Genomic DNA, 25,691 nt, shown 5'->3' on the forward strand with positions numbered 1-25,691 from the left:
ATGGAAAGTAACCGGGTGGAGCAAATTAAAAATGAGTGGGACCAGAATATACGGTGGGTGAATGTAGAACGACCATATGAGGCAGAGGATGTTATTCGGCTACGTGGTTCTATAGATATTGAACATACACTAGCAAAAAAAGGTTCAGAGAAATTATGGAATTTGGTTAATAGTGATAATGGCTATGTGAATGCATTAGGTGCACTAACAGGTAATCAAGCGGTGCAGCAAGTTAAAGCAGGATTGAAAGCTATATACTTGAGCGGCTGGCAGGTAGCGGCAGATGCCAATATGTCCGGTCAGATGTATCCGGATCAAAGTTTATACCCAGTTAATAGTGTTCCGAATGTTGTGCAGCGAATTAACCAGGCATTACAACGTGCAGATCAAATCCATCATGCTGAAGGTGATGATTCAATTGATTGGTTTGCACCAATTGTTGCTGATGCGGAAGCGGGTTTTGGCGGGCAGTTAAATGTTTTTGAATTAATGAAATCTATGATTGAGGCAGGTGCATCAGCTGTACATTTTGAGGACCAACTATCATCGGAAAAGAAATGTGGTCATTTGGGTGGAAAAGTGTTGTTGCCAACTCAGACAGCAGTGCGGAACCTAATTTCAGCTAGGTTAGCAGCTGATGTAATGGGAACACCAACATTAATTATTGCCCGGACAGATGCAAATGCGGCAGATTTAATTACAAGTGATGTCGACCCATATGATGATTCCTTCTTAACTGGTGAACGGACATCGGAGGGATTTTTCAAAACAAAAGCAGGAATCGATCAAGCGATTGCCCGTGGGATTGCTTATGCACCATATGCAGATTTAATATGGTGTGAAACATCAGAACCAAACCTGCAGGAGGCACAAAAATTTGCCGATGCTATTCATGAAAAATATCCTGGTAAACTATTAGCCTATAATTGTTCACCATCCTTCAACTGGAAGCGCAAACTTTCGGAGCAGGAAATAGCCAGTTTCCAAGATGAACTTGCTCAGATGGGCTATAAATTTCAATTTGTTACGTTGGCTGGGTTTCATGCGCTAAACCATAGCATGTTCGAACTTGCCAGAAAGTATAAAGATAATGGAATGGCAGCATATTCTGAACTGCAGCAAGCGGAATTTTCCAGTGAAGAATTCGGATATAGTGCCACACGTCATCAGAGGGAAGTCGGAACGGGATATTTTGATGAGGTGGCTCAGGTAATATCTGGTGGAAAGTCTTCTACTGCAGCGTTAAAGGGGTCAACGGAAGAAGAACAATTTACGAAATAATATTGAGAAGGACACTTTCTTAGGAGAGTGTCCTTTTTATTATGAAATTGTAATAGGGCAAAAGAAGGATAAGGAAATCACAGAAAATGTACCGATTAAATTTTTCATATATGTCAGAATCAGATGAAAATATGGGTATTTTGCAGTATGGATAGTCATGACTGGTTAAGTATCTGCATTGTTTTTTAGGTTGAATAAAGAGGAATGGCTTGACTGACAGTTACTGGTTCATCTGATTTTATAAAGGATACTTTTTAAATTGAAATACAATTGTAATCTTTCTATTACATTCATGTCATTTTTAGATGATATAATACGAATTACCTAAAAAGGCAGATACATAATTTTAAGTAATTTATCATATTACTACAATTTACTCACAAAATCGAGAAAGAATTTACATAAAGATAAGGGGAAGCGGGGGAATAGAAAGATGAAAAAAACGATAAGTATAATAGCCACAACAGGTGTGGTTATTTTGGGAAGTGCGTTTTTAACTGATTCTGTTCATGCAGAGACACCAGATAATTCACAATCTGAACGTTCAACATTAAATGCCAATCTATCAGAAGCAGAGGAGAAGATAGCCAATGTAATGATAGATTTGGAAGACTTAAACGAAAAAATAGACAGTGTCAACAATGCCCTGGAACAAAATAAGGATAAAATGAGTGAAACTACTAGTGAAATTAAAGATACTAAGGAAGAAATAAATACAATTGAAAATGATGTTAAAAATCTGGAAGGAGATATTGAGGTACGGAATGAGATTTTGAAAAGTCGTATTGTTTCCTACCAGAAAAGCGGTGGGGATGTTAACTATCTAGAGGTAATTTTTGGATCAAAAAGTTTTAGTGACTTGATCGGTCGAGTTTCTGCAGTTACTAAAATAGCTGAATCAGACAATAAGCTTATGAAACAACAAAAGGAAGATATTGGCAAATTGGAAGATAAAAAGGCTTCTGTCCAAGAAAAACTTGATGGTTTAAATGATATGAAAGTGGAACTGGAAGGCATGAAGGAAACCATCTTGGTCCAAAAGGAACAAAATGAGGCTGACAAGAAAGAATTAAAAGAAAAAGAGCAGAAACTTAGAGCATTAAAGTCTAGTTTGCAGGATAAGAAAAGAAGTCTTGTGACAATCAATCGAGAAGTTGAGCAGCGTTCAGGAAATGTACATAGCAATTCAGGCTCATCATCAAGTTCTGATGGGGGTAATCTGACAACTCTAAGTAAAAAAGAAGAGAAAGCTCCAAGCGGGAGTCTTAGTGAAGTGATGAATGCCGGAATGCCATATCTTGGAACTCCTTATGTTTGGGGTGGAGGCTCACCAAGCGGTTTTGATTGCTCTGGATTTATATCATGGGCATTCTCACAGGCTGGAATTTCAGTACCTTCCAGTACTGCTCAATTGCAATATACTGGCAGTAAAGTTTCCTATAGTAATATTCAACCAGGTGACCTCATATTCTTTAATACTTATAAAACTAATGGCCATATCGGTATATATTTAGGAAATGGTAAATTCATTGGTTCACAAAATAGTACTGGGCTGGCAATCGCAAGCATGAACAACAGCTATTGGAAAAGTCACTTTGCCGGACATGTACGCCGTATAAAATAATTTTAAATTTAAAGATCTATCCTTTGAGGGTAGATCTTTTTTAGTGTCTAGCGAAACTCTAAAATTTAAGTGCTATGGATAACTGGACTACAGAATCAGCCACGTCCAGATCCCACGGATACGGATAAGACGTAATAGTGCCAGTGACGCCACAGGACGTAACTTTCTCACCGGCCAGCGACTAGCGCCCTTTGTTCGAAATAAGAAAGTATAAATCCCTTCTTATTGCATAAGTGCAACCAGACTAGGCAAGAAGCCAAGTTTTCTAATGCGAGCATATTAGTTACAAAAAGTAAGTATGGATTGTATAATGGTTTTCGGAACTATTACATTAACAACAGATATAGAACAGAGGAGGCACACATACCAATGTATGAATTAAAAGAGTTTCGGAAAGCATCTCACGATATAGATCCTATCTTTATTAAGAGATGGTCACCAAGGTCATTTTTAAATAAGGAAGTTCCTGAAGATGTATTGAACACAGTTTTTGAGGCAGCAAGATGGGCACCATCAGCGGCAAATGTTCAGCCATGGCGGTTTGTAGTAGCGCGTACAGAAGCAGATCATCAAAGGTTTCATTCGTTTATCTTTGATGGTAATGTAGCATGGTGCGAAAAAGCACCGGTATTGATAGCTGTCGTTTCAAAAACTGATGCAGAATTTATGGGGGGAGAAAATCCTTCACATGCTTTTGATACAGGTGCTGCGTGGGGCTATCTAGCCTTAGAAGCAGCTCGAAATGGCTTGGCATCACACGCTATGGGTGGATTTGACAAATCAAAAGCGAAAGAAGTATTAAATATACCTGAAAATTATATGGTTCATGCTATTGTTGCGATTGGTTATCAGGGTGAGAAAGAAGACTTGCAGCAGCAATTACAGGAACGAGAAAAACCTTCCGACCGTAACGAAGTGGATACATTCATTTCGGAGGGAACTTTTGCAGAAAAGTTATAACAAACAAAGATGGTCTCCAATATGTGGAGGCCATTTTTACGTATAAACAGTTATGAAATAGGGAGTTTTCTAAAAGATTGTTCTTTTTCCAAGCAGTGAATCTTAGCAGTAGTTGATATAAACTGCGACACAGACTAAGGGTAACCGGGCTTGTAGTATTTAATGCGTCTCCCTGACCACGCAGCTGGAATATACTCGCTTTCCGTGGGCTCACCACGAGCCTCCTCGATCGCAAAGAACGCTCACTGTGGGGTCTCTTAGGATCTCTGTCCCACAGGAGTCTCGCATATTTCAGCTGCTTGTTTAAATGTATATAATCGTATTTATATCCATCACAATATATTTTTTTTAATTTCCAGGACATTGTGAACAAATCTTAGCGCAGGAAATACACGGAGACTCCTGCGGGAGGAAAGGCATCGGGGAGACCCCGCAGTGCGCAGCACGAGGAGGCTCGACAGCCGCCCGCGGAAAGCGTAGTGTATTTCCGGAGTGGAGTCATAGCAGTAAAATTTTTTTCAACATTGTGTCGCAGTCTATATTAACTACGAAGATTAGAAAGCAATAAAACTTACGAAAACAGCCTAAATAAAAAATGAAAATAGAACTTTTTCAAGTTCCATTACTTTTGTAAAAAATGTTATTATCTTAAAAAGGAGTTGCTGTAATTAAAATAAGGAGTTTAGAGTTACCCTTTTCGGGTTAAATTACAAATGATATACCTATTTTTCTTCCCTTATTTATTCTCAATCCAATGTTAACAAAATACTATCGTGAGAAAGGAACAATTATGGAAAAACATACATATAAAAACCCTGTATTTTTCGTATCAGCAATTATCGTAACACTATTAGTAATTATGGGTGCTACAATGCCAGTTAAATTTGGAGAAGTAGCAGGTAAACTATTTAACTTTACGACCATCAATTTTGGATGGTTTTATTCTTTGGCTGTATTTATCTTTGTAATATTTTTAGTTGGCCTTTCATTCAGTAAATATGGAAGAGTTCGCCTTGGTGCACCGGATTCTCGTCCTGAATATCCATTTTTCACCTGGATTGGAATGTTGTTTTCAGCAGGATTCGGTGCAGGCCTAGTATTTTGGGGCGTAGCTGAGCCAATGAGTCACTTTTTTTCCACCCCATTTCCAGAGATTCAAGCTCAATCGGAGGAAGCTGCAAGAGTTGCAATGGGCTACGCCTTTTTTCACTGGGGGGTTAGTCAATGGTCCGTTTTCGCTATAGTAGGTCTGGTAATTGCATTTCTGCAGTTTAAGAAGGAAAAGAAAGGTCTTATTTCTACTGCAATCCAACCGGTTGTCGGTAAGAACAAAGGGTTAAGTGGGACTATTGATTCGTTAGCAGTTATTGCAACTGTTATGGGTGTAGCAACCTCTTTAGGGCTCGGTATAATGCAGATGAATGGTGGTTTGAAGAGTGTTTTTGATGTCCCAAATTCAATATGGGTTCAAATGGCCATTGCTGGAGTCATGCTTGTAACATACTTAATTTCGTCCAGTACGGGATTAAATAAGGGGATAAAATGGCTGAGTAATTTAAATTTGGCTTTGTGTTTAGTATTACTAGCATTTGTATTTGCTGTTGGCCCTACAGTTTTCATCTTAAATACATTTGTATTAGGTTTAGGTGATTACATTACAAGCTTTGTCCAATATAGTTTGCGATTAACACCATATTCAGGTGAAACCTGGATCCGTGATTGGACGATTTTCTATTGGGCATGGTCAACGGCTTGGTCACCATTCGTAGGTGCATTCGTTGCACGAGTTTCGAAAGGCAGAACAATTCGTGAATTTGTATTCGGTGTATTAGTAGTTCCACCGTTAATTGCTTGCCTATGGATAGCAGCTCTTGGAGGTACCGCAATTCACAGTGATTTATTTAATGGCACCAAAATAGCTGAAGCTGTAGATGCCGATTTAGCTGTGGCATTATTTGAATCATTTGGTGATTTACCATTTGCGACCATATTATCATTGCTATCAATATTTCTAATCTTTACGTTCCTGGTTACATCAGCAGACTCAGCAACTTATATTCTTGGTAGTATGACATCGAAAGGTAGCTTGAACCCTGCATTAACTGTAAAAGTAATTTGGGGAATACTAATCACTGCCATAGCGGTTGTGCTATTGCTTGCAGGTGGAGGTGGATTGGATGCTTTACAGACTGCATCACTCGTATCCGCACTGCCGTTCACAATTATATTGCTAATAATTGTTGTATCCTTTATTAAAATGATTAAAAAAGAACCGTTACCTAAAGAAAATGATAAATAGAAACAAGTAGCTAAAAGGTATCTTTTAGCTACTTATCGTTATTCAGTATAATACTTTGTAATCGTAAATGTTGTTAATCCAATCATGATTACCATTAAGCTTGAAAAAATAATAGTTGTTTCCTGAATGATAATCCAGCCAAACAGTATAACGATGGAATCAATAATAAAGATAATAATCCCCACGTTAAGTGTGGTTGATTTTGCAATCATTAATGCTAAAAGGTCAACACCGCCAGTACTAGTTTTGGTTAATAACATTATTCCGATACCAGTCCCAATCATAAATCCACCTGTAATTGCACTGACTAGTATTGGAGCTGTATCCCATGATGATAATGGATGAAAATAGTCGATAAGAAGTGAGGTTACCAATAAACCATGTAACCCGTTATAGAAATAGGATCGAAAATGAAACCATGCATATATATATAATGGCAGACTTAAAACAATAATTGTAAGTCCTGGTTTAAGCCCAAGGGTGTATTTGGCAATAAGTCCTAACCCAATAATTCCACCGTCTACTAAATGATGTGGAATAGCAAAATAATTAATACCAATTGCTATGAATACACTCCCAGCTAAGATAGATATTATTTTTTTAAACATACTCAAAATCTCACCACATATCTTGTCCATAATTTATCCTTATGAAAAGGTATGTATTAATAGAGTAATTTATCCTTAAAACGTGAGGAGATTCTCAATGACAATTATAAATTTGTTATTAGTAGCTATTTTAATAATGATGACTGCTTTTTTCGTAGCAACCGAATTCGCTATTGTAAAAGTTCGGACAACACGTATTGATCACCTTATTGAAGAAGGAAATAAGAAAGCTGTGCATGCAAGGAAACTGATTAATAATTTGGATGCTTATTTATCTGCATGTCAATTAGGGATAACAGTTACAGCGTTAGGTATAGGTTGGCTCGGTGAACCTGCTGTAGCTAGTCTGTTGCAGCCGATTTTTGACGAACTAGAAATAAATGCGGCGGTTTCACATGGTGTATCAATTGCAATTGCCTTTTTTATCATCACTTTTTTACATGTAGTTGTTGGAGAATTGGCACCTAAAACTATCGCTATACAAAAAGCCGAGGCTGTGACATTATCCTTAGCAAGACCGCTTATTTTCTTTTATAAAGTTATGTACCCATTTATTTGGCTATTAAATGGTGCAGCACGGTATCTTACTAAAATGATTGGTTTTAAATCAATGAATGAACAAGAGGTTGCTCATTCTGAGGAAGAGTTACGATTAATTTTGTCCCAAAGCTACAAGAGTGGTGAAATTAATCAATCAGAAATGAGATATGTGAATAATATCTTTGAATTTGATGAACGTGTTGCTAAAGAAATTATGATTCCCCGTACCGAGATGATCTGTTTCTTTAAAGAGGATAGTTTTGATGAAAATATTAAGGTAATACAGGAGGGGCAATTCACCAGATATCCAGTTGCGGATGGAGACAAGGATCACATTGTCGGCTTGGTGAACTTGAAGGAGATCTTTACTGGTCATATAAATCAGAGTTATGACTCTATTGAAAAGTTCATTCGGCCGATAATTCATGTATCTGAAATCACGCCGATTAAACAAGTATTGGTTAAAATGCAAAAAGAACGTATTCATATGGCGATTGTAATTGACGAATATGGAGGAACAGCAGGACTTGTAACAGTTGAAGATATACTTGAAGAAATCGTTGGTGAAATTCGTGATGAGTTTGATGCTAATGAAAAGCCAATGATAGAAAAAGTAAGTGATGATACAGCAATTGTTGCAGGAAAAGTCCTGTTGGATGAAATTAATTCGTATTTTGGGACAGAACTGGAGGACGATGAAGTTGACACAATCGGTGGCTGGATTATAACTCATAACGTAGATGCTGAAAAAGGATCAGTTGTTGAAGGTGAAGGGTATCAATTTATTGTTGAGGAAATTGATGGTTACCAAATAAAAAAAGTTAAAATAATAAAGTATTAGCTTACGTATTTTTTCTAGATTAATTATAAACTTGTTTTAATACTTAATTAATAAAAGTTTTCTAGGGTTCCGCAATTATTGGACTGGTCCGAGAGAAGACGCACGAACGTGTACACGGAGGGATAAAAGCCCGGGAGGATATCTTAAAGATGGATATTTTCCGGGCTTTTTTAATTGGAGGAGTTGAGTAAAATGAAACGAAGCTGGAATATTGTATTATTGGCTGGAATTTTTGAGATAGGATGGGTGATTGGCTTAAAGCATGCGTCGAATGTGGGAACATGGGTACTAACTGCCATTGCCATTTATTTGAGTATGCATTTATTAATTATTGCTTCGAGAAAGCTTTCGGTAGGTACTTCATATGCAGTTTTTACTGGAATGGGTAATGCTGGGACAGTTATATTAGAAATTGTGTTGTTTGGTGAGCCATTTAATTTGGTAAAAATCATATTGATTCTGCTATTACTAACTGGTGTTATCGGACTTAAAACAATAACAACTGAGTATGAAGGAGAGGGTTCATAATGAGTTGGATTTTTTTACTAATTGCCGGATTTGGTGAAGTGGCGGGAGTTATGGGCATTAATAAAGTGAATAGGAAGATGAACTTTCTGACATTCGGGTGGTTGTTTGGTGGATTTACAATTAGCTTTATTTTTTTGGCACTTGCAATGGAATCTATTCCAATGAGTACGGCTTATGCGATATGGACAGGAATTGGGACAGCTGGAAGTACTTTAATTGGAATGATTGTATATGGGGAATCAAGGGATTGGCGCCGTCTTTTATTTATTAGCATGGTTCTTTCGGCTGCAGTTGGATTGAAACTGACTTCATAGTATGTTTAATTCTGCCTGATACCGGATAAACGTAAATTAAGAAATTGAAAGGAGTGCCGATATCTAATGAATCTAAATGAGCAAATTAAACAGCTAGAGAAGGTTAGAAAAGACGGTGCAAACAAGGTGTTTTCCATGTATCTGAATACAGATCCTTCTGACCCGGAGCAGCAGGCTGGGGAGTGGAAAATTCATCTTAAAAATGGGTTGCGGAATTTTGAAAGCTATTTAGAAGAAGATGATAACAAAGAAGAACTTAAGAATTTTCAACTGATTAAGCAAAAGGTTGAAAAGTACGTCCATGCTAATGAACAGCATTTTAGAAAGGGCATTGTCTTATTTGCAACCGCTAATGAAGATGTTTGGTATGCAGCACGTGTGCAAATGCGATTGAAGACAGAATTTTTCTGGGAAGAAAATGCAAAAGTTGATCAACTTAAAGCACTTAATGATAACTTTCCGAAATCCGGAATTATTCTTGTACAGCAAAATCAAATAAAAGTAATGGAAACACACCTTAATGAGATTGAGGATACAATTTACTACGAACTTGATATTAATACAGATGATTGGCGTCAATTCTCAGGTCCACATAAAGCAGACGCATCCATGGGATCAGGTGGTAAAAGTCTGCAGCAGGAAAATTTCAAGGATCGATATGAAGCGAACAAACAACGTTGGTATAAAAGTATTGCACCAAAATTAGACAAGAAAGCCAAAGACCGTAAATGGGAGAAGATTTATGTAGTAGGTGAGTCTGATGCATCACACGAACTGGAAGACCAAATGAACAAATCAGCCGATCAAGTTATTCAAAAAAATATGCTTGACCACGATGAAGAAAAGGTTTTGGAAGAAGTATTTAGCTGAGTATGATATTACGGAATGAGTGTGGAAACATCAACAGAAGAATGGGAACATCAACAGAAGAATGGAAACATCGACAGAACAGCGTGAACATCAAATGATAATACAAAACCAATCGTATCTACCTACTTTTCGATTATCCAGGGGTTAAAATCGGTTCATATATATAAAAGCTGTACCACATATTTAATCGTGGTACAGTTCTTTTAATAGTTTCCTAAATAAGTTTTAGATTAAAACGTAAACAAACAACACTGATACTGTAAGTGAGCTAAGTACATACCCTATTGCCAGCCAATATCTTTTCTCTAATATGAGCTTTATTGTTTCATTTCCAAACGTAGAAAATGTGGTGTACGCCCCGCAAAAGCCAACTCCTAAAAACACCCATAGCCATTCTGAAATGCTATTATCTAAGTAATATCGAAAAAGTAATGCTAGAACAATGGAACCAGTAATATTAGCAGTCCAAGTTCCAATCAGGCGTTTATTTGCTTTTAATGAAATATAATAACGGGCTATGCTTCCAAGAAAACCGCCGAGTGCAACTAGGATAATATTCATGCTCTCACCCGCTTTTTAAATGCCATCTTGAACCCAAGATAACAAAATAGAAGCCCGCCAATAATACTAAGTACTATATAGCTACCAGCTAAGAGGAAGCTACTATCAAACAGCTCAACTGTTTCGACTGCGAAAGTTGAAAAAGTTGTAAACGAACCAATCATTCCAGTTCCAAGTGCTGCAAACACTTCTGGACTCAACTTAAGTTTAATGGAATCATGATGAAGTAAGAAACTGAGCAGAAAACATCCAAGCAAATTAGCAATTAAAGTAGCGTAGGGGAAGCTTGTATTTGTCCAAAATAAAATAGATATTCCATATCTCCCTGAGGCGCCTACCATACCTCCGATACCGACAGCTAAATAGATCTTCATCAATTAGGCGTCCTGACACACCGGACACAAACCATAAATTTCAAACTTATGTCCCTCGATTGCATAGTTTCCAAGTGAATTCTGTACCTCATTCATTGGACATACATCGATTTCTTTTGTTTTGCCGCAATCTTTACAAATAAAGTGATGGTGATGATGATGGGTACATGTAATTCTGAAATGTTTTTCCCCGTTCAGTTCAGTAGTTTCCAGAATTCCAACCTCGTCAAATAAATGCAAGTTACGGTAAAGGGTGTCAAAGCTTATTCCTTTATATGTGGGTTCCATGTGCTGAAGTAAGTCTCTTGCAGTTCGATAACCATCAGTTTCATCAAAATAGGCCAAGATGTCTTGACGTTTTGCAGTAGTTTTATAGCCTTGGCTTTTAAGTTTTTCAAGTGCTTCCTGTAACTTCATTCGACTTCCCTCTCTTTTTTCGGAGTATAGGTAAAGCGTTTCAATCCAATTGAAAGCAGTAAAATAACAATCGATACAAGGACAATCGTACCCCCAGGCGGAATACTGAAATAATAGCCGGATATTAAACCTATGATAACAGCTAGCTCACCGAAGACAATGGAATATATAATCATTTGTTTAAAACCACGAGCAATTCGCATGCTTGCTGCAACAGGCAATGTCATTAATGCTGATACGAGTAAAACGCCAACAATACGTATCGATGCAGCGATTACTAATGCAGTTAATACAATAAAAAGTAAATGAATCCGTTTGGAATGAATTCCTGAGACGATTGCATGTTCTTCATCAAATGATAGGGTGACAAGTTCTTTATAAAATAACCGAATCACTAGAATGATAACAATGGAAATTGCCAGGATAGAATAAAAATCATTTTGACTTACTGCAGATACAGACCCAAATAAATAATTGAAAAGCTCTGTATTAAAACCATCTGCAAGTGAAATAAATATAACACTTAGACCGACACCACCAGATAAAATAATTGGAATTGCCAGTTCTTGATATGCTTGATACACGCCTCGTAGCTTTTCAATAAAAATTGAACCAAGTACTGAGAATGCCATCCCACTATACAATGGAGTAATAAGTCCGGCTGCGAACTTTTTCTCTATTAATAGACCAAATGCAATACCGGCTAAAGTTACATGTGATAACGCATCAGCGATAAGGGAAAGACGACGGACTACAATGAAAGTACCAAGCAGTGGTGCGATGATTCCAATTAATAGTCCGGTTAAAAATGTGTTTCGCAAAAAGTCGTATTGTATAAAATCAGCTAGCATATTCTTTCCCCCAACGTTAATGATCGTGTGTAACTATATTTACTGGATGACCGTAGAACTGTGATAAATCTTTCTCTGATAACGATAAATACTCTTTAGGATTTCCATGAAAATGCAGTGTTTTGTTCAAGCAAACAATATCTGTCGCATGCTCAGTCATTGTTCCAGTGTCATGCGTAACAAGGAGTAAAGTAATGTTCTGTTCGTTATTTAACTGATGCAATAGCTCGTAAAAACGCTGCACATTTTCATAATCGACACCAACAGTAGGTTCGTCAAGAATGAGTAACTCCGGGTCACTAACTAATGATCGGGCAATAAAGATGCGCTGTTGCTGACCACCTGAGAGATTACCGATATTCTCATAAGCGTATTCCCCCATACCCACTTGGTCAATGGTATGCAAGATTTTCTTTTTATGTTTTGTAGTGAAAAACTTCAAATATCCGACTTTTGCAGTCAGTCCCATTGAGACAACTTCAAAAACAGTTGCTGGAAACCCCTTGTTGAATGAATTGGATTTTTGAGATACAAAACCAATTTTATCCCATGCTTTAAACTTATCAATTGGCTGGCCGAAAAGGTCAATGGAGCCACTATCCGGTTTTAGTAGTCCAAGAATGAGCTTAATTAACGTTGTTTTTCCCCCGCCATTTGGTCCTACTAACCCCATAAAAGAGCCTTGCGGAATTTCAAAGTTTATATTACTCAGGACACTTTTATTTTCATATGCATATTCAATATTTTTCATAGAAATGATTGGTTCATTCATAGGGGAATCCTCCTAATTTGTAGCTTTATCAAGTACTTCAAGGTTTTTGTTCATTAAAGATAGATAATCTGCTTCATTTTCAATATCCTCTTCGTTTAATACAGAAAGGTTATGGATGTACAATGCTTCTGCACCTATTTGATCCTGAATAATTTTGGAAACTTTATCAGAGCCACTTTGTTCAAAAATAACATAATTTAACTTTTTCTCTTCTGCCAGGTCAATAATTTCGGTTAATTCTTTTTGTGATGGTTCGTCACTCGAAGACAATCCACTTATAGCAATTTGCTCGATGTCATAACGCTCTTCCCAATATCCGTATGCTGCGTGTGATACGAGGATCTCCTTTTTGACTTTTGGTTGTAGTGTTTCTTCAAAACGTTTATCTAATGCTAATAGATCTTCTTTTAGATCATTAAAGTTTTTTGTATATGCCTGTTTATTTTCAGGATCCATTTCGATAAGCTTGCCTTTAATATAACTGGACATTTTAAGCATACGCTTTGGATCTAACCAAATGTGAGGATTACGATCGCTGTGGTCATGTTCAGTGTTATTATTTGCATCTTGATGAAATAATTCTTCTTGTGACCCTATTTCAATCAATCTAATATCCTGGGAATCGAGTGCAGATGCAGCAGTTTCAGCAAATCCTTCCATCCCTGCACCGAGGTAAATGAATGCATTTCCGTCTGCTATAGTCGTCATTTCTTTGGAGGTAGGTTCATATGTGTGCGCATCAACACCTGGAGGATAAATCGATTTTATATTTACCGTTTCGCTGCCAATTCTTTCAACGGCATACTGTATTGGATAAATTGATGTGTATAGTGTTAAATCATTGTTATTTTTAGAATCAGAGGAGGATGAGCATCCTGACGCAATGATTCCTATAATAGTAATTAAGATAAATGCGTAATGTGTTCTTCTCATGAATTTAACCCTCTCATTTATAGTTTGTTATATTATATTATCGTAATGATTACGATTTGTAAATAGGAATGATTTCGATTAGTGATGAGGGATCAATTAATTGTAAGAAAAGTAGTTAAAAGTTATTATATTTATATAGGACAATAATCCTATGGTAATTCCCAATTCTAGATATTAATTTTAATTTGCTCAATTATTAGGAGGTTATTTATATGCAGATTACTTTAGAGGTAAAAGGAATGACGTGTGGACACTGTGAAAGTTCAGTAAAAGGTGCTTTGGAAGAATTAGATGGAATTACTGGTGTGGAGGTTAACCTTGGATCTGGGAAAGTCGACGTAACCTACGATGATGCAAAAGCTAGCGTAGCTGATATGCGGGAAGCAATAGAAGACCAAGGCTATGATATAGTAGCATGAGATATGAGCTGTATTCCTTAAAATGGAATTCAGCTTCTCTTATATAATTGCTTACAATATAGCGGAAACTGGATTTACTATCCATAAAAGCGAGAAGAAACGACATAAATCGATTAATTTCGCCAAAAAAGGCTGAAATCACTCATAAAACGTAAAAAATGATACTCTTTTCAAGAAATACATGATATGATATTAATTGTGCACAGAATATGTAATACAGAAAATTTTTTTAGTTGGGGGTAATCAGCGTGGAACAACTTATGCGTAACTTCTTCTTATTTTTATCAAAAAATAAAACGCTTACAAAATTGGCGAAAAAATACGGGTTCAAATTTGGTGCATCCCGTTTTGTTGCAGGTATAGATATTGATCATGCAGCAAGAAAGATCAAGGAAATAAACAATGATGGATTTGTCGTTACGATCGATCATCTTGGAGAGTTTGTCGATAATGAGCAAGAGGCTAAAGAATCTGCTGATGAATGTATTAATGCAATAAAGAAGATTGCAGATAAAGGTTTGGATTCTGAGTTGTCTCTAAAACTGACATCACTGGGACTGGATATATCGGAAGAATTAGTAATGGATAGTTTGCGAAAAATTCTTGATGCAGGTAAGCAGCATAATGTAACCGTGACGATTGATATGGAAGACTACGAACGTTGTGGCAAAACATTGGATATTTTCAAAGAATTGCGAAGTGAGTATGAAAATATTGGTACAGTACTACAGGCGTACTTATATCGTACAGAAGAGGACTTACAAGATCTTGATGAATATAATCCGTATCTTCGTCTTGTAAAAGGGGCATACAAAGAGTCACCTGAAGTCGCTTTCCCTGATAAGAAAGACGTTGATGAGAATTATAAAAAGCTAATTAAAATGAATTTATTAAATGGTAATTACACTGCTGTTGGAACACATGATGATGCAATTATCGATTATGTGAAACAACTGGAACAAGAACATAATATTCCACGTGAACAATTTGAATTTCAAATGTTGTTTGGTATTCGGATTGAATTACAGAACAGGCTGAGAAAACAAGGATATAAAATGCGTGTATATGTGCCATACGGTAAAGACTGGTACGGTTACAACATGCGTCGCCTGGCAGAACGTCCGGCTAATGTAATGTTTGTCTTAAAGGGAATCTTTAAAAAATAATAGATCAATTAAATCCCCCGTATCAGATTGGATACGAGGGATTTTATATAATTTGTCGCTATTGATATAACTTCAACATAACATACGCTCCAGAAATACACTACGCTTTCCGCGGGCGACCGTCGAGGCTCCTCGCTAACCAAAACCATTCGCTGTGGGATCTTGACCTGGCCGCTGTTCCCGCATGAGTCTCCGTGTAGCATTGCAACATAATTTAAATGCATCATCTGTTATTTTAATAACTAAATAACTATATCTGCTGCTAATTGCTATAAAGAAGCCACTTTTTAAAACTTCTGCCCATAATATTTATCCAGCGAGAATCCTCGTCCCAGTACTTCTGATGCATTAAGGAATATGACAAAGGATGTTGGCACCTCTTTTTGCAATGTTTTTTTCAGTTGAACTGCTTCTTGTTGTTCAGTAACACAAAGAATCATTGTTTTATTTTCATTTGAATAGCCGCCTATAGTTCGAACCTTAGTTAATCCACGATCTATCCGTTCACCAATAAGACCTTGGATTTTGTCTTCATCTTCAGTGATAATCAGAATTAATTTGGATGCAGATGTGCGTAATTGAACGATGTCAATTGTTTTACTTGTTACATAGATACACATTAAAGCAAAAAGTGTAAGTTCCAGATTAAACACGATAATAGAAGATACAACAACAAACCCATCTACAATTAACTGAGAGTACCCACTTGATAGTCCAGTAAATTTCTTTACAACTTGAGCAATTGCGGCGGTACCACCGGTAGATCCATTTCCTTTATAAACAGTTCCAAGACCGGCACCTAAAACAATACCACCATAGATTGCGCCTAGTAGCGGGTTGTTAATTGTGTAAGGAAAATCAGCACTTAGGAAAATAACAAAAGGTACCCAAAATGTTCCTAATAATGTCTTCCAACTAAAATCTTTACCCATTGCAAGCCAGCCGATTATAAAAATGGGAAGATTAATTAAAAACTGCGTGTATGCAGGACTTAATTCGTATAGTTCAAAAAGAATTGTACTTATCCCGGAAATACCACCGGCTGCTAGTTTTGAAGGTAATAGGAATATATTATATGAAAGTGCGACGAGTGAAGCACCAATAACAATCTGTAAGTATTCGGTTACAAGTTTCTTGTTCATAACTGTCAGGTCCTTTCTGTATATGAAGCCTTTAATAGTTTAACGCAGTTTCACAAGTCATTAAAGTCAAAATAGAAAAAAATATACTCTTTTTTTATTGCGAAATATCAGAATATAATTTATACTAATAAATAGATGGATAGGAGACTATCTTTTATTTTTACAGTTAAAAATGAATGAGTATTCATTCAAATGAAGATAGGGGGACAAAACATGAAGCAAACAATCAAGCGTGCTGCAGTGTTAGGCTCAGGTGTTATGGGGTCTGGAATTGCTGCCCACTTGGCTAACGTTGGAATACCGACAATTATGCTCGATATTGCACCAAAAGAGTTAACAAAAGATGAAGAAAAGAAGGGCTTAACACTAGAGGATCGCGCTGTACGAAATCGTATTGCTGCACAAAGCAAAAAAGCGCTGCGTAAACAAAATCCATCACCAATTACCTCAACAAAAAGTCTTGACTTAATCGAAGTTGGCAACATGGATGATGATATGGAAAAATTGGGAGATGTAGATTGGGTTATTGAAGTCGTTGTGGAGAACCTGGATATTAAGAAGAAAGTATTTGCAAATGTGGATAAATATCGTAAAGAAGGAAGTATTATAACTTCCAATACTTCAGGTATTTCGGTAGAGGATATGGCTGCTGATTGCTCAAAGGATTTTCAAAAGCATTTCCTTGGGACACACTTTTTCAATCCGCCACGCTATTTGAAATTGCTTGAGGTTATTCCGACAAAACACACAGATCCAGAAGTACTGGAATTCATGAAAACGTTTGGTGAAAATGTGCTGGGCAAAGGTGTAGTTGAAGCAAAAGACACACCAAATTTCATTGCCAATCGTATCGGTACATATGGATTGCTTGTGACAGTGCAGGAAATGTTAAAAGGCGGGTACAGTGTTGGTGAAGTAGATTCTGTTACCGGGCCAATGATTGGACGTCCAAAAAGTGCTACATTCCGTACATTGGATGTTGTTGGTTTAGATACATTTATTCACGTTGCTAAAAATGTTTACGATCAGGTTGAAGGTGCAGAAAAAGAAGTATTCGATGTTCCTGATTTTATTTTGAAAATGCAGGATAACGGGTGGCTTGGTGCCAAAAGTGGCCAAGGGTTTTTCCTTAAGAAAAAAGGTAAAGACGGAAGTACAATCTATGAATTGAATCCGGAAACACTAGAATACGAGGATCGTAAAAAGCTAAAAACTGCTGCGACGGAAACGGCTAAGCAGGAAAAAGGATCCCGTCGTAAATTGAAAGCGCTTGTATCAGCTAAAGGCGACAGGGCAAGTGACTTGGTATGGTCAATAATGAAGCCAGTTTTAATTTATTCTGCTGAGCTTACAGGCGAAATTGCTGATGATATCGTATCAATTGATCAGGCAATGAAATGGGGATTCGGCTGGGAAATTGGTCCATTTGAAACATGGGATACAATTGGCTTGCGTGAATCTGTTGAACGAATGCAGGAAGAGGGCGAAACAGTACCTGAATGGGTGCTGGAGCTACTGAAAAATGGCAACGACTCCTTCTATAAAACCGAAAATGGTAATGTATATTACTATGATAACGGTGAATACAAGCAACAGAACTTTAATGAAAAAGAGATTAATTTAAAGCGTTTAAAAGATGTTAAAGGGGTCATTAAAAGGAATACGGGAGCAAGTTTAATAGATTTAGGTGATGGTGTTGCAGGGCTGGAATTCCATTCACAAAGTAATGCAATCGGTCTTGATATCATCCAAATGGTAAACTTTGCAATTGAAGAAGTAGGAAGAAATTATAAAGGACTTGTAATTGGTAATCAAGGTAAGAACTTCTGTGTTGGCGCGAACCTTGGTATGATGCTAATGGAAGCTCAAGACGATAATTTCTTTGAATTGGACATGGTTGTCCGTCAATTCCAAAAGATGGCGATGAATATTAAGTATTCAGAAAAGCCAGTTGTAACGGCACCATTCAATATGGCGCTTGGTGGAGGTGCTGAAGTTTCTTTGCCGGCAGCTTCTATCCAGGCATCTCCTGAAACCTACATGGGTCTTGTTGAGTTTGGAGTCGGATTAATCCCAGGTGGCGGCGGAACGAAAGAACTTTATCTGAAAGAACTTCGTAATCTGCCAGAGGGAGTAGATCTTGACCTGACAAAAGTAGCGAACGATGTTTTTGAAAAAGTAGCGATGGCTAAAGTATCAACTTCAGCCGCTGAAGCTCGTGAAAACGGATTTTTGAATAGTAATGATGCTATTAGTGTAAATCCGGATCACTTGTTACACGATGCAAAAGAAAAGGTATTGGCGCTAGCTAGTGCTGGCTATCAAGCACCGAAACGCGAAAAGATTCCTGTAGTAGGCGAAGCTGGATATGCAGCAATGCTATTGGGTGCAAAGACATTGCGATTTGGCGGATATGCATCAGATCATGATGTGAAAATTGCTGAAAAACTTGCCTATGTCTTATCAGGTGGACGTATTAAAGAAGGAACGTTAATTGATGAGCAGGTAATGCTTGATTTAGAGCGCGAGGCTTTCTTAAGCTTAATTGCTGAGCCAAAAACACAACAGCGTATGCAACACATGTTATTAAAAGGAAAACCACTACGTAACTAATAGAAGAGGGGGAAGAAATGTGAAGGAAGCAGTAATTGTTGCAGGTGCAAGAACCCCTGTAGGAAGAGCAAATAAAGGATCACTGGCAAATTCAAGACCAGATGATTTAGCAGCATTAACAATAAAAGAAACATTGAAGCGTGCAGGGAATTACGACGGAAATATTGATGATGTGATTATTGGATGTGCGATGCCAGAAGCAGAACAGGGTATGAATATGGCTCGTAACATCGCTGGTCTGGCAGGACTAAGAAATGATGTGCCAGGAATTACAATCAACCGCTATTGTTCATCAGGTTTACAAAGTATTGCATATGCAGCAGAACGTATTATGGTTGGTGCAAGTGACTCGATCATTGCTGGTGGTGCAGAATCAATGAGCCTGATCCCAATGGGTGGTCATGTTATTAAGCCAAACACAAAGCTTGTACAGGATGCACCAGGATATTATATGGGAATGGGTCACACGGCAGAAGAAGTAGCAAATCGCTTTGGTATTTCCCGTGAAGACCAGGATGCTTTTGCTGTACAAAGTCATGAACGTGCTGGCAAGGCAATACAAGAAGGTAAATTTAAGGATGAAATTGTCCCGGTAGAAGTGACAAATCGAGTTGTTGGCGAAAAGAATAAAATTGAAGAAAAGAAATTCATGTTTGAAATGGACGAAGGGGTCCGTCCTGGAACAACTAAGGAAGTATTGGGAAAACTTCGCCCAGCGTTTAACGTAACAGGTTCTGTTACAGCAGGTAACTCTTCGCAAATGAGTGATGGGGCTGGTTCCGTACTTCTGATGGACCGTGATAAAGCAAATTCAGAAGGGTTAAAGCCGCTTGCTAAGTTCCGTTCGTTCGCAGTAGCAGGAGTAGAACCGGAAATTATGGGTGTTGGTCCTGTTGAAGCAGTACCAAAAGCTTTGAAAATAGCTGGTCTTGAGCTATCTGATATCGGATTATTCGAGTTAAATGAAGCATTCGCATCACAATCTGTTCGAGTAATCCAGGCACTTGATCTAGACCCGAACATTGTAAATGTAAACGGTGGAGCAATTGCGCTGGGCCATCCGCTTGGCATGACAGGTACAAAATTGACGTTAAGCCTTATTCATGAAATGAAACGCCGCAACGTACAATATGGTGTCGTAACAATGTGTATCGGTGGTGGAATGGGCGCTGCTGGAGTATTTGAACTACTATAAAATTGCTAGCAATGCCGTAGTTCACTGCAGATTCGCCGAACTTCATAATTTTATCTATCAGAAGTAAGCAATAAGGGCGCACAAATTATGGCGCCATCCAATAATGGAAAGGAACGATTCAAATGAGCGAAACAAAAGAGAAAATTTTTAAGGGTGGAGCATTTTTAACAGAAGATTTAACAGGTGAAGATGTCATCACTCCAGAGGATTTTACTGAAGAACATAAAATGATTGCAAAGACAACAGAAGACTTCGTATTAGGCGAAGTCGTACCGAAAATTGATAATCTGGAAAACCATGAATTTGAACATTCAGTAGATTTATTGAAAAAGGCTGGGGAACTAGGATTGCTTGGTTCTGATGTTCCAGAAGAATATGGAGGTCTTGCACTAGACAAAATCAGTTCTTCACTAATTACCGAGAAGTTCTCACGTGCTGGTGGATTCTCGGTAACACACGGAGCTCATGTTGGTATCGGTTCATTGCCAATTGTATTCTTCGGTAATGATGAGCAAAAAGAAAAATACTTGCCAAAACTTGCCACAGGTGAATTATTGGCTGCTTATGCATTAACCGAACCAAGCTCTGGTTCAGATGCAATGGGAGCAAAAACAACTGCAAAATTAAATGACGCAGGTACACACTATATTTTAAATGGTGAGAAACAGTGGATCACTAACTCAGCATTTGCGGATGTTTTCATTGTTTATGCAAAAATTGATGGCGAACATTTCTCAGCATTTATTGTTGAACGTGAATTCCCTGGAGTATCAACTGGACCAGAAGAAAAGAAAATGGGTATTAAGAGCTCGTCAACTCGTACATTGATTCTGGAAGATGCAGAAGTACCAGTTGAAAACCTATTAGGTGAAAAAGGCCGTGGTCATGTTATTGCATTTAACATCCTGAACGTTGGCCGCTATAAGCTTGCAATTGGTGGTGTAGGTGGATCAAAACGTGCACTTGAAGTTGCAACAAAATATGTAAATGAACGTAAGCAGTTTAATACGCCAATTTCAAGTTTCAGCCTAACACAGGAAAAATTAGCAACCATGGCAACAAGAACCTATGCGAACGAAAGTGCTGTATATCGTACAGTAGGATTATTTGAACAACGTATGGGTGCTTTGTCGGATGAGGAATTAAAAGATGGCCGTGAAGTTGCTAAGGCAATTGCAGAATATCAAATCGAGTGCTCCATGAATAAATACACTGCAACCGAATGTCTTGATTATGTAACAGATGAAGCTGTTCAACTACACGGTGGGTATGGCTTTATGGAAGAATATGAAGTTGCGCGTGCATACCGTGACTCACGAATTAACCGTATTTTTGAAGGAACAAATGAAATTAACCGGTTAATCGTTCCTGGAACATTGCTGAAAAAAGCAATGAAAGGTGAATTGCCATTACTTCAACAAGCGCAGAGTCTTCAGGAAGAACTAATGATGATGATGCCTGAAGAAGTTGGCGATAAAACGTTAGAACAGGAAAAATATCTATTGAAAAATGCGAAGAAAATGGTATTGCTTGGTGCTGGGCTGGCAGCTCAGAAATATGGGAAAAAGCTTGAAAATGAACAGGAGATTCTTGTAAATCTTGCCGATATGACAGCTGAAGTATATAACATGGAATCAGCAATTCTTCGTACAGAAAAAGCTATTACTAAGTCTGGAGAAGAAAAAAATAAACAAAAACTTCTTTACACACAAGTATATGTGCAGGAAGCATTTAATCGCATTGAGGCAGATGCAAAAGAAACTCTAATTGCTGTTGAATCAGGCGATACTCTCCGTATGATGCTTTCATCATTACGTAAGCTGACTCGTCACACGCCAACAGATGTGATTGGGAAAAAACGTGAAATTGCTGCTAAGATAATTGAAGAAGAAAAATATCTAGTCTAAAAATAATTAACCACCCTCTACATTTATTGTGAGGGTGGTTTTACATTTGGCAGTTTCTTAAGAGATTGTTGTTCCCGAAGGAGTCACCGTGTATTTCCTCTGCTGGGTATGGTCACAATATCCTGGAAAGATGGATTAAAACAAGATTTTAACCATTCCAGCTGCGTAGTCAGAGAGCCACACTTAGTACTACATAGGTTACTCTAGTTTCTGTCGTAGAAATAATTAACTGTTAGAATAAGTAAAAAGTTATTAAAAGAGCCTTACTTTTTCAACCTAATAAAAAAGAATCCAATTTTCATAAGTGCAAATCCTATAATAACGCCGGTTGTGTTTAATATAAGATCATCAACGTCGAAACTTCTTGAAAGGACATTGAGTAAAGAAAGAACAAGTTGTGTTACTTCAATAGTTAAAGATGTTCCAATACCTATTAGAAACATCTTTTTAAAACTAATTTTGCTGTTTACTAATACAAGCAATATTCCCATTGGAACAAATACAACAGTATTTCCTAATAGATTAACAGAAGCAACGGATATCTCGCCTTGAAAGAATAAAAATAAATAATTTTCAATCGTGTTAAATGGTATCAGATTTATGCCAACCCAATCACTTCGAGTAGCATCTGTAGAAGGAAACACTGTCAGATAAAGTAAACTTTCCATATAAATAATCCACAAACTGTAAATGAATTCTTGGTATAGGACAATTTTTCGATCGGTTTTCCTTAAAATTATGAATCTTATAGAAATGAAAATGACAAGGGATAGGAGGATAGAGTATACCGGTAAAGCGTTTATATAATGCATCGATTATTCCCCTTATTAACTAATCTGCCAGTATTATAGCACATTAGCCAATCATATAAATCTTTTGTAGGAAGTCTTTGAAATTTCACAATTTCATCGACCGACCTTCATTATATTTGCTATAATAAAATTAACATCTGAAATTGTTAGGAGGGATGAAGTGGGATTAACGTTTTATTGGTATCCAAATTGCGGAACTTGTAAAAAGGCGAAGAAATGGTTAGATGAGCATGAAATCGACTATACTAGCATACATATTGTGGACGAGCCACCATCAAGTGATCAGCTTCAGAGCCTAATTGCAAAGAGTGGATTACCACCAAAAAAGTTTTTTAATACGAGCGGCAAGAAATATCGTGAATTAAATATTAAGGATAAAATTAAAGATGCGACTACTGAAGAAATGGCTGAAATTCTGGCATCTGATGGTATGCTAATTAAGCGACCAATTACAACCGACGGAAAAAAAGTGACTGTTGGATTCAAGGAAGAAACCTTCACTGAAAGTTGGCTTTAATAAAAGTAAAAATGCTAGAAAAAAGTCCATATACCTAGTATAGTAATATTGCAATTAATTAACGGAGGGATTTAGATGAGCTTACCAAAAGACTTATTATATTCAGAAGAACACGAATGGGTAAAAGAAGAAGATGGTAATGTACGTATTGGGATTACAGAATTTGCACAATCCGAATTAGGGGATATTGTATTTGTTGAACTTCCCGAAGTAGGTGAAGAGGTTGAAGTAGATGAGCCATTCGGCAGCGTTGAATCTGTTAAAACGGTTTCCGAGTTGTACGCCCCAATCAGCGGAAAAGTTGTAGAAATCAATGAAGAATTAGAGGATAGCCCTGAATTTGTTAATGAATCACCATATGAAAAAGCATGGATGGTTGTTTTGGAGCCATCTGACGATTCAGAACTAAATAATTTACTATCTGCTGAGCAATATCAGGAAATAATCGAGGAAGATTAATCCTATTAATAAGGCTGACTGCACACTGCGATCGATCTTGTGAAGTCGGTCTTTTTTATTGCTATAATGTAATTCACAACGAAATTGTAGTGTACGTGATTTTAATGTGATTTATGGTGTGAATTAAGCGGAATGTGAATCACACAAACCGGTAAAGTGAATCGTGGTTCCGCTAAATGGGTGAAAAAGCCGTCTTAGAAGGTTGAATCGGTTTCTGGTTCCGTTATTTACCTAATAACTTTGAAAAATATGGCTGAAAAGGGTAAATAGCGGAATGAGGATTACATAACACGACCAAAATAGGCGTTTTTAAGGAAATAACGGAATGAGGATCCGCCAAATCCGTGGACACCAGTCTGTCTAGTGAAAACTATGAGATTATAGCTGAGATTTCACTTGAGATTTACTGTTTTGCACCTCACAAGTGAACCCGTTACTTTTTTTGGCTGTTTTCAGAAATAGTTGTTTTTCCGATCAATGAGTCTTAACAGGTAAGTTAATGCAACACTTCCTAGTATTTACCTGCACTAGATATGTTCACAATATCCTGGAAAGATGGATGAACGTCTGCACTCGCACGTCCTTTGCGTAGTAGACTCTTGGTGTTGTGTCGCACTTTATATCTTTTAAAAAATCTATATTCATACTTAATAATTCGGTTTAAGCATAAACTATCTAATATGAATAATTCGTAATGCAATAATATTAATTATTGGATGTGGGTTGAAAAAAGTAGTAAAATATATGATTAATGCATTCAGTTAATTTAATGTAAGGAGTGCATGTAATGATGACAAATGACGTAGAAAAAGTTATCATTGTTGAGGGACTAACTGATAAAAAGCAGGTCAAACGGGTGATAACAGATGATGTTGAAGTAATTTGCACGAACGGGACACTCGGTGTTGAACGATTTGACGAGCTTTTGGAAACGTATGATTTGGATAATAGGGATGTTTTTATTTTAGTTGATGAGGATAGTTCAGGGATAAAACTGCGCAAACAGTTAACGCGTGAGCTTCCGCATGCTGAACACATTTATGTGAGCAGTGAGTTTCGTGAAGTAGCAACAACCCCTGAAAATATTCTTGCAACGGCATTGGTAGGCAAACGAATCGAGGTTAATCCCATATTCTTGATTTAGGGTGGTAGTATTGCAACAGATTAATGAGGAACAATTAGAACAAGATCATTATTTATTATATATTTATACACCATTTTGTGGTACATGCGCGTTGGCAAAATCAATGCTGGATAAGATTGAATCGGTTCATAAACAGGATATTTTTTATGACATGAATGCCTCGCTGCACCCGGAGTTTATGCAGGATAATCAAATTGAAAGTGTACCATGTCTTTTAATTAAGGATGGTAACGAGATCAAGGAAAAAATTTACGCATTTAAATCAATTGCCAATATATATAGCTACTTAATGGACTACGAACCAGCTTTATTTTCAGATAAATAATTTTATTGACACATAATAATATGCGTGCTATTATCTGGATTATCGAATTTTAATTAAATAGTTTATATCTCTTATCTTGAGCGGTGGAGGGGCTGGCCCTATGAAACCGCGGCAACCTCAAATGTTTTTTTATTTGAAAGGTGCCAACTCCTGCAAAGCAGCTGCTTTGACAGATAAGGGAACGTAAAGACTACATATATTACGTCTTTCTGTTCTCTT

General features: G+C 37.3%; 27 protein-coding genes and 2 riboswitches. Of the genes, 18 read left to right on the forward strand and 9 right to left on the reverse strand.

The genetic code is table 11. The features are described 5' to 3' along the window. From aceA to BMY13_RS05815, 5 genes are all read left to right on the forward strand, one after another. Entirely contained in the window at positions 1-1,281 is a 1,281-nt protein-coding gene (gene aceA / locus BMY13_RS05800) for an isocitrate lyase (RefSeq protein ID WP_092503213.1), read from the forward strand. Between the two features lie 433 nt (positions 1,282-1,714). After that, positions 1,715-2,905, forward strand: a complete 1,191-nt coding sequence (locus BMY13_RS05805; protein WP_092503215.1) for a C40 family peptidase — start codon at positions 1,715-1,717, stop codon at positions 2,903-2,905. 369 nt (positions 2,906-3,274) lie between these two features. Further along, positions 3,275-3,865 (forward strand): nitroreductase family protein, encoded by a 591-nt coding sequence (locus BMY13_RS05810; protein WP_092503217.1) that lies wholly within the window; start codon positions 3,275-3,277, stop codon positions 3,863-3,865. Positions 3,866-4,253: 388 nt separating this feature from the next. Further along, positions 4,254-4,433, forward strand: coding sequence for a hypothetical protein (locus BMY13_RS19695; protein ID WP_139184803.1), 180 nt, complete (start codon positions 4,254-4,256; stop codon positions 4,431-4,433). A gap of 222 nt (positions 4,434-4,655) precedes the next feature. Continuing rightward, the gene (locus BMY13_RS05815; protein ID WP_092492068.1) at positions 4,656-6,164 is read left to right on the forward strand and encodes a BCCT family transporter; all 1,509 of its coding nucleotides are present in this window, start codon (positions 4,656-4,658) and stop codon (positions 6,162-6,164) included. A gap of 38 nt (positions 6,165-6,202) precedes the next feature. Here the strand turns inward: BMY13_RS05815 and BMY13_RS05820 are convergent, their stop codons facing one another. Beyond that, positions 6,203-6,772, reverse strand: a complete 570-nt coding sequence (locus BMY13_RS05820) for a YitT family protein (protein WP_092503219.1) — start codon at positions 6,770-6,772, stop codon at positions 6,203-6,205. A gap of 97 nt (positions 6,773-6,869) precedes the next feature. On the opposite strand from BMY13_RS05820, the gene BMY13_RS05825 reads away from it, so the two are divergent. From BMY13_RS05825 to BMY13_RS05840, 4 genes are all read left to right on the forward strand, one after another. Continuing rightward, entirely contained in the window at positions 6,870-8,153 is a 1,284-nt protein-coding gene (locus BMY13_RS05825; RefSeq protein WP_092503221.1) for a hemolysin family protein, read from the forward strand. A gap of 50 nt (positions 8,154-8,203) precedes the next feature. After that, positions 8,204-8,292: riboswitch (guanidine-I (ykkC/yxkD leader) on the forward strand. Between the two features lie 53 nt (positions 8,293-8,345). After that, complete coding sequence (locus tag BMY13_RS05830; RefSeq protein ID WP_092503224.1) at positions 8,346-8,681, forward strand: DMT family transporter; 336 nt, start codon at positions 8,346-8,348, stop codon at positions 8,679-8,681. Continuing rightward, positions 8,681-8,995, forward strand: coding sequence for a DMT family transporter (locus BMY13_RS05835; RefSeq protein ID WP_092492072.1), 315 nt, complete (start codon positions 8,681-8,683; stop codon positions 8,993-8,995). The genes BMY13_RS05830 and BMY13_RS05835 overlap by 1 nt, the downstream gene beginning before the upstream one ends. Positions 8,996-9,061: 66 nt before the next feature. Beyond that, complete coding sequence (locus BMY13_RS05840) at positions 9,062-9,865, forward strand: VLRF1 family aeRF1-type release factor (protein ID WP_092503226.1); 804 nt, start codon at positions 9,062-9,064, stop codon at positions 9,863-9,865. 225 nt (positions 9,866-10,090) lie between these two features. Here the strand turns inward: BMY13_RS05840 and crcB (BMY13_RS05845) are convergent, their stop codons facing one another. Genes crcB (BMY13_RS05845) through BMY13_RS05870 form a run of 6 tightly spaced genes read right to left on the reverse strand, consistent with a single transcriptional unit; the run spans position 10,091 to position 13,773 of the window. Beyond that, positions 10,091-10,426, reverse strand: a complete 336-nt coding sequence (gene crcB / locus BMY13_RS05845; RefSeq protein WP_092503228.1) for a fluoride efflux transporter CrcB — start codon at positions 10,424-10,426, stop codon at positions 10,091-10,093. Further along, positions 10,423-10,800: a fluoride efflux transporter CrcB gene (gene crcB, locus BMY13_RS05850; protein WP_092503230.1), complete on the reverse strand. Its 378-nt coding sequence runs from the start codon at positions 10,798-10,800 to the stop codon at positions 10,423-10,425. Before crcB (BMY13_RS05850) ends, crcB (BMY13_RS05845) begins: the two co-directional genes overlap by 4 nt. Before the next feature lie 3 nt (positions 10,801-10,803). Next, positions 10,804-11,217, reverse strand: a complete 414-nt coding sequence (locus BMY13_RS05855; RefSeq protein ID WP_092503232.1) for a Fur family transcriptional regulator — start codon at positions 11,215-11,217, stop codon at positions 10,804-10,806. Beyond that, positions 11,214-12,068 carry a metal ABC transporter permease gene (locus BMY13_RS05860; RefSeq protein ID WP_092492077.1) on the reverse strand — a complete coding sequence of 285 codons (855 nt, stop codon included), beginning with the start codon at positions 12,066-12,068 and terminating at the stop codon, positions 11,214-11,216. The genes BMY13_RS05855 and BMY13_RS05860 overlap by 4 nt, the downstream gene beginning before the upstream one ends. 16 nt (positions 12,069-12,084) lie before the next feature. Continuing rightward, on the reverse strand, positions 12,085-12,840 hold the full coding sequence (locus BMY13_RS05865) for a metal ABC transporter ATP-binding protein (RefSeq protein ID WP_092492078.1): 756 nt from the start codon (positions 12,838-12,840) through the stop codon (positions 12,085-12,087). Positions 12,841-12,852: 12 nt separating this feature from the next. Then, positions 12,853-13,773 (reverse strand): metal ABC transporter solute-binding protein, Zn/Mn family, encoded by a 921-nt coding sequence (locus BMY13_RS05870; protein ID WP_092503234.1) that lies wholly within the window; start codon positions 13,771-13,773, stop codon positions 12,853-12,855. A gap of 212 nt (positions 13,774-13,985) precedes the next feature. Between BMY13_RS05870 and copZ the strand changes: the two genes are divergently transcribed. Further along, the gene (copZ, locus tag BMY13_RS05875; RefSeq protein ID WP_092492080.1) at positions 13,986-14,192 is read left to right on the forward strand and encodes a copper chaperone CopZ; all 207 of its coding nucleotides are present in this window, start codon (positions 13,986-13,988) and stop codon (positions 14,190-14,192) included. A gap of 248 nt (positions 14,193-14,440) precedes the next feature. Next, positions 14,441-15,358, forward strand: coding sequence for a proline dehydrogenase family protein (locus BMY13_RS05880; RefSeq protein ID WP_092492081.1), 918 nt, complete (start codon positions 14,441-14,443; stop codon positions 15,356-15,358). Positions 15,359-15,645: 287 nt separating this feature from the next. Here BMY13_RS05880 and BMY13_RS05885 read toward each other — a convergent pair whose 3' ends face one another. Continuing rightward, entirely contained in the window at positions 15,646-16,500 is an 855-nt protein-coding gene (locus tag BMY13_RS05885) for a YitT family protein (protein ID WP_092492082.1), read from the reverse strand. A gap of 213 nt (positions 16,501-16,713) precedes the next feature. Here BMY13_RS05885 and BMY13_RS05890 point away from each other — a divergent pair, with 213 nt between their 5' ends. The 3 genes from BMY13_RS05890 (at position 16,714) to BMY13_RS05900 (ending at position 22,215) form a co-directional block, all read left to right on the forward strand. Further along, positions 16,714-19,113, forward strand: a complete 2,400-nt coding sequence (locus BMY13_RS05890) for a 3-hydroxyacyl-CoA dehydrogenase/enoyl-CoA hydratase family protein (RefSeq protein WP_092503236.1) — start codon at positions 16,714-16,716, stop codon at positions 19,111-19,113. Positions 19,114-19,132: 19 nt separating this feature from the next. After that, positions 19,133-20,308, forward strand: a complete 1,176-nt coding sequence (locus tag BMY13_RS05895) for an acetyl-CoA C-acetyltransferase (RefSeq protein ID WP_092492084.1) — start codon at positions 19,133-19,135, stop codon at positions 20,306-20,308. A 122-nt stretch (positions 20,309-20,430) separates the two neighbouring features. After that, entirely contained in the window at positions 20,431-22,215 is a 1,785-nt protein-coding gene (locus BMY13_RS05900; protein WP_092492085.1) for an acyl-CoA dehydrogenase family protein, read from the forward strand. A gap of 263 nt (positions 22,216-22,478) precedes the next feature. On the opposite strand, the gene BMY13_RS05905 is transcribed toward BMY13_RS05900, so the two are convergent. Continuing rightward, positions 22,479-22,883, reverse strand: a complete 405-nt coding sequence (locus BMY13_RS05905) for a VanZ family protein (RefSeq protein WP_175476720.1) — start codon at positions 22,881-22,883, stop codon at positions 22,479-22,481. A gap of 304 nt (positions 22,884-23,187) precedes the next feature. On the opposite strand from BMY13_RS05905, the gene BMY13_RS05910 reads away from it, so the two are divergent. The 4 genes from BMY13_RS05910 to BMY13_RS05925 all read left to right on the forward strand — a co-directional run bounded on the left by BMY13_RS05910 (position 23,188) and on the right by BMY13_RS05925 (position 25,472). Next, positions 23,188-23,544 carry an arsenate reductase family protein gene (locus BMY13_RS05910; protein ID WP_092503240.1) on the forward strand — a complete coding sequence of 119 codons (357 nt, stop codon included), beginning with the start codon at positions 23,188-23,190 and terminating at the stop codon, positions 23,542-23,544. Between the two features lie 75 nt (positions 23,545-23,619). Then, complete coding sequence (gene gcvH, locus BMY13_RS05915) at positions 23,620-24,003, forward strand: glycine cleavage system protein GcvH (protein ID WP_092492088.1); 384 nt, start codon at positions 23,620-23,622, stop codon at positions 24,001-24,003. Between the two features lie 790 nt (positions 24,004-24,793). Continuing rightward, positions 24,794-25,147, forward strand: coding sequence for a toprim domain-containing protein (locus BMY13_RS05920; protein ID WP_092492249.1), 354 nt, complete (start codon positions 24,794-24,796; stop codon positions 25,145-25,147). A gap of 10 nt (positions 25,148-25,157) precedes the next feature. Then, positions 25,158-25,472 (forward strand): thioredoxin family protein, encoded by a 315-nt coding sequence (locus tag BMY13_RS05925; protein ID WP_092492089.1) that lies wholly within the window; start codon positions 25,158-25,160, stop codon positions 25,470-25,472. Positions 25,473-25,540: 68 nt separating this feature from the next. Further along, positions 25,541-25,652, forward strand: a riboswitch (SAM riboswitch). Positions 25,653-25,691 lie beyond the last annotated feature (39 nt).

It is taken from the genome of Virgibacillus subterraneus (assembly GCF_900110695.1).
GTDB classification, from domain to species: domain Bacteria; phylum Bacillota; class Bacilli; order Bacillales; family Amphibacillaceae; genus Lentibacillus; species Lentibacillus subterraneus.